Source organism: Bacillus sp. GZB (genome assembly GCF_001975995.1).
In the GTDB taxonomy this organism is placed as follows: Bacteria; Bacillota; Bacilli; order Bacillales; family Bacillaceae; genus Bacillus; species Bacillus velezensis.
In genome coordinates this window covers 1-8,526 of the sequence record NZ_MTQG01000003.1, presented here as the reverse complement: position 1 = coordinate 8,526, position 8,526 = coordinate 1, and the positions used below count along the sequence as shown (strand labels likewise).

At 42.1% G+C, this 8,526-nt stretch carries 2 protein-coding genes and 2 pseudogenes; all 4 read left to right on the top strand.

From position 1 onward, the window contains the following. Positions 1-7: 7 nt before the first annotated feature. Positions 8-1,474: pseudogene (locus BXO87_RS21220) on the top strand (polyketide synthase dehydratase domain-containing protein); the annotation flags it as partial. 48 nt (positions 1,475-1,522) lie between these two features. Continuing rightward, positions 1,523-5,083: pseudogene (locus tag BXO87_RS21215) on the top strand (SDR family NAD(P)-dependent oxidoreductase); the annotation flags it as partial. Then, on the top strand, positions 5,063-6,019 hold the full coding sequence (locus BXO87_RS21210) for a hotdog family protein (RefSeq protein WP_373926081.1): 957 nt from the start codon (positions 5,063-5,065) through the stop codon (positions 6,017-6,019). The pseudogene BXO87_RS21215 and the gene BXO87_RS21210, both read left to right, overlap by 21 nt. Positions 6,020-6,030: 11 nt before the next feature. Beyond that, a partial coding sequence (locus BXO87_RS00030; protein ID WP_239692953.1) for a beta-ketoacyl synthase N-terminal-like domain-containing protein occupies positions 6,031-8,526 on the top strand: 2,496 nt, incomplete at its 3' end.

Here is an 8,526-nt window from a genome sequence, read left to right as displayed (position 1 = left end):
CTTTGGGATGAGCGGTACGAATGCCCATGTCGTGCTTCAAAGCTATACGCCAGAAAGTACTGTAAGAGAGAAGGAAAACACTCAGGACGACAAACCATATTATTTGCTTGTCTTGTCAGCTAAAACATCTGAAGCCTTGCAGGGGAAAATTCATGAGATGGCGGGCTTTCTTGAAAAGTCTCAAAATACTGGAGCGATGGACCTGGCAAAAATCAGCTATACGCTGATGGAAGGAAGACATCACTTCGATCATCGCTGTGCCGTTGTGGTCAAAGACAGGGAGGATGCGGTCCGAATACTCAGGCAAGCTGAAGAGAACGAAAAACCGCCGAATATATTCAAAGGAAGAGTGACTAGGGACTTTACCGCCCAGAGCGCCATCCGTAAATCTGTGAGGGATCTCATCGACCAGAGTTATAAGGATCAGGAAAATCCGACTAAGTACAGGGAGAATCTGTATGCATTGGCTGAATTCTACTGCCTAGGCTATGAAGTATCGTGTCAAGAGCTGTTTGATAATAGCAAACTGAAAAAAGTCAGTCTTCCGACCTATCCGTTTGCGAAGGAAGAATATTGGATGAATTATCCGGAAGAAATGAATCCTCTAAGTATAGTACAAGTTGGTTCAATACATCCGTTGCTTCACCAAAATACCTCCGATTTATCAGAACAGAGATACAGTTCTATTTTTACAGGAAATGAGTTCTTCTTGGCTGATCATATTATCAAAGGTAAGCGCACGCTTCCCGGAGTAGCTTTTTTGGAAATGGTAAGAGCAGCTGTTCAACATGCAACAGGCGGTACAGATAAGGACTATGCACGAATAAAACTGCAAAACATTGGATGGGTTAAACCGATTACCATTACAGATCAGCCCGTACAGGTGAATATTGGGCTTTATCCAAAGAACAGCGGCGAGATTGCCTATGAAGTATATACGGAGACGGACGATACAACAAAGGGATTTACTGTGCATAGCCAGGGGAGTGCAGTGTTGGTTGAAGGTACGAAATCTTCTGTATTGGATTTGAATTCAATAAAAGCGCAGTGCACGGAAACAATTAGTTCAACACAGTGTTATGAGACATTTGAAAGAATGCAGATGCAGTATGGGCCCGGGCATCGAGGAGTCGAGGAGATTCGCATAGGTAAAGGAATTGTGTTTGCAAAAGTAAAAGTACCGGATGCTGTTAAGGACACTGCGGAACAGTATGTGCTTCATCCTAGTATCATGGACGGTATCTTTCAGGCATCCATCGGTTTTGCTATAAGGTCTGGGGACACAGAGATAGAAACAAAGCCCAGCCTGCCATTTGCTATAGATGAGTTGGAAGTATATAGCCGCTGTTATACAGAAATGCAAGCAATCATTCGAAATGTTCAAGGCCGAGATAACAGGGTGATCAAATACGATATTGACCTTTGTGATGGCGAAGGAAATATATGTGCACGCATAAAAGGCTACACTTCACGTCCGCTGGATGGACGCATTGGGGAAAGAAAGCCGATCCAAACTAAGATTATGGAAATTGGATGGAAAGAAGCGCCGATATCAAGACAAACACATGAATACAGTCGTCATATCGTTTTTTATTGTGACAGAGAGAATATACCAGACGAACGCCAATATCGGGCTGGAGGCATCAGTACTCTAATTCGCAGTATAAGCCTAAACAGCAATAATGATAAAAAAGATTCACGGTTTAAAACTTACGCGGGAAAAGTATTTAAGGAGATTAAGGATATTCTTGAAGACCGAGATGGAGGCAGTGTACTTCTTCAAATAATCGTTCCGGGAAGTGAGGAAGGGAAGCTTTACAGTGGAATGGTGGGAATGTTAAGGACTGCCTGTCAAGAAAATCCGAAATTATCGGCACAGTTTATAGAGATAGATGCAGAAAAAAATAATGCGGACATTGTCTCAATCATAAAGTCGGAGAAAAACAATCCAGAAGACAAACATATCCGATATATAAATCGAAAAAGATATGTTGCTGAATGGAAACAGGCGAAAACAACTGAAAAAGCAGAACTGCCATGGAAAGATGGCGGAACGTATCTTATAACTGGAGGAGCAGGAGGCCTCGGACTGATTTTTGCGAAAGAGGCTGCACAGAAAATAGGTGGAGGAACACTTATTCTAACGGGGCGTTCACAGGAAAATGACCGAATTAGAGAGCATCTTACAGAACTTCAGAAAATGGGGATGAATAGTCATTATCGACAGGTTGATGTGTCGGATAGCAAGCAAGTTGAGGAATTAATATCTAGTATTGTTAAGCAAGACGGAGGCTTGGATGGAATTATTCACAGTGCCGGAATCATAAAAGATAATTACATTATTAAAAAGACACAGGAAGAATTCATAGAGGTCCTTGAACCGAAAGTTTCTGGAATCGTAAACATTGATGAGGCAACTGCAGATCTTGATATGGATTTCTTTATAATCTTCTCATCTATATCTGGAAGTCTTGGAAATCCAGGACAGTCTGATTATGCGGCAGCCAATGAGTTCATGAATGCTTATGCTGGTTATAGAAATAAGCTGGTTGCCAAGGGACAGCGAAAAGGGAAAACACAGTCTGTTAATTGGCCGTTATGGAAGGAAGGCGGAATGGGCATCGGCGAAGAGAAAGAGAGAATCATGGAAAGAAATACTGGATTCATCGCCATGCCGACAGAAGGTGGAATCAGGGCATTTTATGATTGCTGGGCAACAAACAGTGAAAGAGTACTTTGCCTGATTGGTAACATTGACAAAATCATTGATGGAATGAATAAACAGGAGCCATACATAACGACAGTTCAAGTGAATGCGTCACGAGAGGAACAGCATAGTGGATTTGAAACTGAGCTGGAATTTTTAAAAGAAAAGACTGCGGATTACCTTAAGAAGGTTTTATCAGAGGTACTGAAGTTACCAGCAAACCGCATAGAAACAAATGCCCCTATGGAGAAATACGGAATCGATTCTATTTTGGTCTTGGAACTGACCACCAAATTAGAGAGTATATTCGGAACATTGCCAAAGACGCTATTTTATGAATACCAAACTCTCTCGGAATTAAGTGGATATTTTCTAGCGTCACACAGGGAACAGCTGAATAGGCTTATCGGTATTGAGGTAACTGAGGTTCCGAGGATTGAAACTATAAACATACCTGAGAAGAAAGATAAGTCGATTCAGAATATGAGTAAGGCAAGATTTATGAATCATCAGGAACCTGAGGCCGAAAACAGCACTAGAGAGGCAATGGATATTGCAATTGTGGGGGTATCTGGTAAATACCCTATGGCAGAAAATGTACAGGAATACTGGGATAATCTGCGTGATGGGAAGGATTGTATTACTGAAATACCGAAGGATCGCTGGGATTATCGACTCTATTTTGATCAGGATCTAAATAAGACCGGTAAGACGTACAGTAAATGGGGAGGATTCATCGACGGAGTGAAACACTTCGATCCGCTGTTCTTTAACATTTCACCGCGTGAGGCTCAAAACATGGATCCGCAGGAAAGACTGTTTCTTGAATGTGTATATGAAACCCTGGAGGATGCGGGATATACACCAGAAATGCTCAGAAAAAATAATGGCAGCGGACTTGGGGGCGATGTAGGTGTTTACGTTGGGGTTATGTATGAGGAGTATCAACTGTATGGTGCTCAGGCCCAAAGTCAGGGAAGACCAATTACATTATCAGGAAGTTCCGCATCAATTGCTAATCGTGTATCTTATTATTTTAACTTCCATGGACCAAGTATGGCGGTAGACACCATGTGCTCTTCATCGTTGACATCCATTCACCTGGCATGCCAGAGCTTACAGCAGGACGAGTGTGAAGCGGCGATTGCTGGAGGAGTAAATGTATCAATTCACCCGAACAAATATCTAATGCTGTCACAAGGAAAATTCGTTTCGAGTAATGGAAAATGTCTAAGTTTTGGCGAAGGCGGAGATGGATATGTTCCTGGGGAGGGCATTGGAGCCGTAATGCTCAAGAAACTCTCAAAAGCAATAGAAGACGGAGACCATATATACGGAGTTATAAAAGAGACTGCGCTAAATCATGGAGGAAAGACAAACGGTTACACTGTACCAAATCCTAATGCCCAAAGTGAAGTAATTGGAAAAGCACTGAAGCGTGCCGGAATCAATCCCAGAACAATCAGTTATATAGAGGCTCACGGAACAGGTACTGCTTTGGGAGATCCAATCGAAATTTCGGGATTGACTCAGGCGTTCAGAGAGTATACGGATGACAAACAATTCTGTGCAATCGGATCAGCTAAGTCCAATATTGGACATTGTGAAAGTGCAGCGGGAATTGCAGGAATAACCAAAGTACTGATGCAAATGAAACACGGAGAAATTGCCCCATCTCTCCATTCAAAATCGCTGAACCCCTATATTGACTTTGAAAATTCACCGTTTGAGGTACCACAGTATTTAAGGGAATGGAAAAGACCGGTCATAAAGGAAAACGGTGCAGAAAAGGAATATCCGAGAAGAGCCGGAATTTCTGCCTTCGGTGCAGGAGGTTCCAATGCCCATGTAATAATCGAAGAGTATCGTTCAGAGGACAGTATTCAAAAAATACCGTCAGGAAAGCATGGGGCAGCAGTTATTATCTTATCTGCAAAAAGCAGCGAACAGTTGAAAGAACGTGCGCGAAGGCTGCATGCAGAAATAAAACAAAACCGTTACAAAGATGAGGACCTAGCATCCATAGCCTATACTCTTCAGGTAGGGAGAGAGGCCATGGAATATAGAATGGGCATGCTTGTATCAGGAATCCAACAGCTTGAGGAAAATTTGGCTGCATTCCTAGAAGGGCGCACAGATATAGAAGACTTTTATCAGGGATATGCAAAGAGTTCGAATGGAGATATGGCCATATTTGCGAAAGATGAAGACATAGTAAAAGTCATCGAATTGTGGGGAATGAAAGGAAAGTATAAAAAACTTGTGGATTACTGGGTAAAAGGATTCGAGCTGGATTGGAAAAAGCTATATCACAATATTAAACCGCGCAGGGTCAGCCTGCCTGTCTATCCATTTATGAAAGAAGAGTATTGGGTAACCGATATACCAGAATCGCAGCCACTTTCGAATGCAGATATGACTGGTATAAAACACCCTTTACTTCATCAGAATATATCTGATATTAACGGGCAACGTTTTAGTTCCTGGTTTACGGGGAGAGAAAAGTTCTTCAAGCAAGGTATAAATGAAGTAGATGGGGTTTTATTAGAGGGAGCTCATATTGAGGTGGCGCGTATTGCTTCCAGCCTTTATATGAATAATCACGAGTTTACACTTACATTAAGGGATGTTAAGTGGAACAAACCAGTTATTGTAAATGAGGATTCCAATCAGATTCAAATTGCTTTGTACGAAGCAAATGATGGTGAAGTTGAGTGGGAGATTTATGGTGGAAATGATATAGACAGAGAAGGACATATTGCAAGCAGCGAGGGTAAGGCGGTTTTCATGGAGATGATTACACCTGAGATCCTCGATCTTAATGCTCTGCGTGAGATTTACTCCCATAATGTATTTTCTAATATGGCAGATGCTGCAGACCCTCACTCAGAGTTTACTTGTTATATTGAGGAGCTGTGGTCAACCGAAGAGCTTGCTGCTGGGGAGACAACTGAACTTTTAATTAAGTTCAGTGATTCTATCTCTAATGAAAATGAAGAGGCTAAAAATCCGATAATATTTGAGCCAGCTATACTCGATTCATGTTTGCATGCATTTCATTTATATAGCGGTAATTTCTGTTATGGAGCAAAAGCAGTGAGTATGGAGGAAGCGGAGTTCATCGTTGGGTCAGGCTCATACATCTGGGGAGTGGTTCGTGTCAATAAGATGATTGATGTTCACGATACAGATGTTTTAGAGATGGATATTGATTTCTGTGACGAGCATGGAAATCTATTAAGTTATATTACAGGTTTGAGATACATTAGTACAAATCAGGGCGAAACAGGAGCTGATCCTTCACTATGGTGATTAAATCTCACATGAATTCTAAACATACTACTGAAGAACCTTTGACCGATTATAGATTATTTAGTCAAGACGAAACAAAGGTAAGAGAAGAAAAGCAACAAGCCAAGAAACCGGTAAAAGGGAGAAAGCCTGAAATGAAAGGCTGGACTTTAAAAGAGTGCGTATTATGGGAAATAAGAGACTCAGTAAGCCAGATACTCAGAATTCCTAGAGAAAAGCTGGAGGCTGATGAAAACCTTGCTGACTTTGGGTTTGATTCAGTAAGTCTTTCTGAATTCGCGAACGTATTAGGTAATCGCTATGATATCGAAATCACACCTGATGTGTTTTTTGCCTATCCAACTTTGGATAGGCTGAGCGGATATTTACTTAAACGTTATTCTGATGAAATGAAAATATTTTATCAGGAGGGTGTAGATGTAATCCATACAGCAGAAGAGAGAGCTTCTGCTATCGTCAATAAATCATTAGAGAAAAAAAACATTGAAAACAGGAGAAGAAATACAAGGCGTAATCGTCCAGGCAGGAAAACTTCTAATATGAGGGAAGAACCGATTGGTATCATTGGTATGAGCGGAAGATTCCCGGATGCATGGAATGTGCAAGGATTGTGGTCCATCTTATTTGAGGGAAAAGATGTCATTCGTGAAGCACCGCATGAACGTGCCGAATGGTGGGAAGGTGACACGCATGACGGCAAAGCAGCGAACAGGAAATTTGGAGCCGTGCCGGGAGTAGATGAATTTGATCCTTTCTTCTTTGAACTATCACCTCGTGAAGCAGAGATGATGGATCCCAGACAGAGATTGCTGCTTCAGGAAACATGGAGTGCACTAGAGGATGCTGGTTACGGGTCCGGGTCTTTTGAAGGTGAGAAGATAGGGATGTTTGTAGGAATCGAGGAAGGCGACTACAGGCTATTAGTAGGAAGTGAAGGAGGAATCACTTCAAATCATAATGCCATCCTTGCGGCAAGACTTTCTTATTTTCTGAATCTAGACGGACCGAATGTTGCCATCAATACAGCGTGCTCGTCAGGGCTTGTAGCTGTTCATCAGGCTTGCCAAAGTCTCAGAAACGGAGAATGCGATACTGCCATCGTGGCGGGGGCCAATCTTTTGACCACTCCCGAGGGTTACGACAGTATGGACAAGGCGGGAATGCTGTCTTCAGACGGAAAGTGTTATGCCTTTGACAAGCGTGCAAACGGAATGGTGCCGGCGGAAGCCGTGGCTGTCATCGTCTTAAAAAGACTTTCGAAAGCTGAAGAGGATCGCAACCCTATTTATGCAACAATAGTAGCAAGCGGGATTAATTATGACGGAAAAACAAACGGAATTACCGCGCCGAGCGGACGTTCACAGAGCAATCTCATCAAAGAAGTCTATGAGCGCTTTTATATCAATCCAAGGGATATGGAATACATCGTAACCCATGGAACGGGGACAAAGCTCGGTGACCCGATCGAGATTAATGCATTGGCGGAGGCATTTAAAGACTATACAGAGGAAAGAAGCTACTGTGCATTAACGTCGACGAAACCGAATATCGGTCATACCTTGGCGGCTTCAGGGATCGTAAGCCTGATAAGCCTTGTGATGTCGTTGAAGGAGGAGACCATTCCGGCAAGCATCAATTGTGAACAGGTAAATGACTATATTCAGTGGGAGAACAGTCCGTTTTTCATTAATCGAGAAAATCGAAAATGGACAGATAAAGAAGGGAAAAACAGACTTGGTGCAGTCAGCTCCTTTGGAATCAGCGGTACGAATGCCCATGTGGTGCTCCAGAGCTATGTCTCTAAAGGAAATATAAAAAAACGTGTACATGGAAAAACAGAACTTCCGTTTTATCTTATTGCGTTATCAGCGAAAACGCCAACAGCTTTATGGAAAAAGATATATGACCTAACGGATGTACTTGAAAAAAACGGAAAAATCGGAGCGGAAGAACTGGCTGAAATTAGTTATACACTGATGGATGGAAGACATCATTTCGACCATCGTTTTGCTATGGTGGTTAAGGATAGGGAAGAAGCAGTCCATGTACTCAGGCACGCTAATGAAAATGAAAAAATCCCCAATCTATTTATGGGAAGTTTGCCAAAAGACTTTAAAGCCCAGTCTGCTATCAGTAAATTTGTAGAGGATTTAATCGAAGAATGTCGTGCGGAGCAAGGGAATCTGACCAAGTACCGAGAGAACCTATTTGCGTTGGCCGAGTTTTATACCCGGGGCTATACATTGTCTTGTAAATCACTTTTTGCAGATATGATTCCTAATAAAGTCAACCTTCCTCATTATCCATTTGCAAAAGAAAAATATTGGGTGCCATCTGAAATTAAGCAGTCATTTGGAAAGAATTATATTCAAGACAGCTTCATACACCCGTTGGTCCATGAAAATACATCTGATCTTAGTAGGCAGCGTTTCACTTCTGTATTATCTGAGACAGAAGATTTCTTCTATTCCGTTAACGAAAGCTCTGCTTATCTGCCGGAGTCAGCT

Excerpts from the sequence above, each read along its gene's own strand:
- BXO87_RS21210 (WP_373926081.1), top strand. The coding sequence starts at position 5,063 with ATGAAAGAAGAGTATTGGGTAACCGATATACCAGAATCGCAGCCACTT.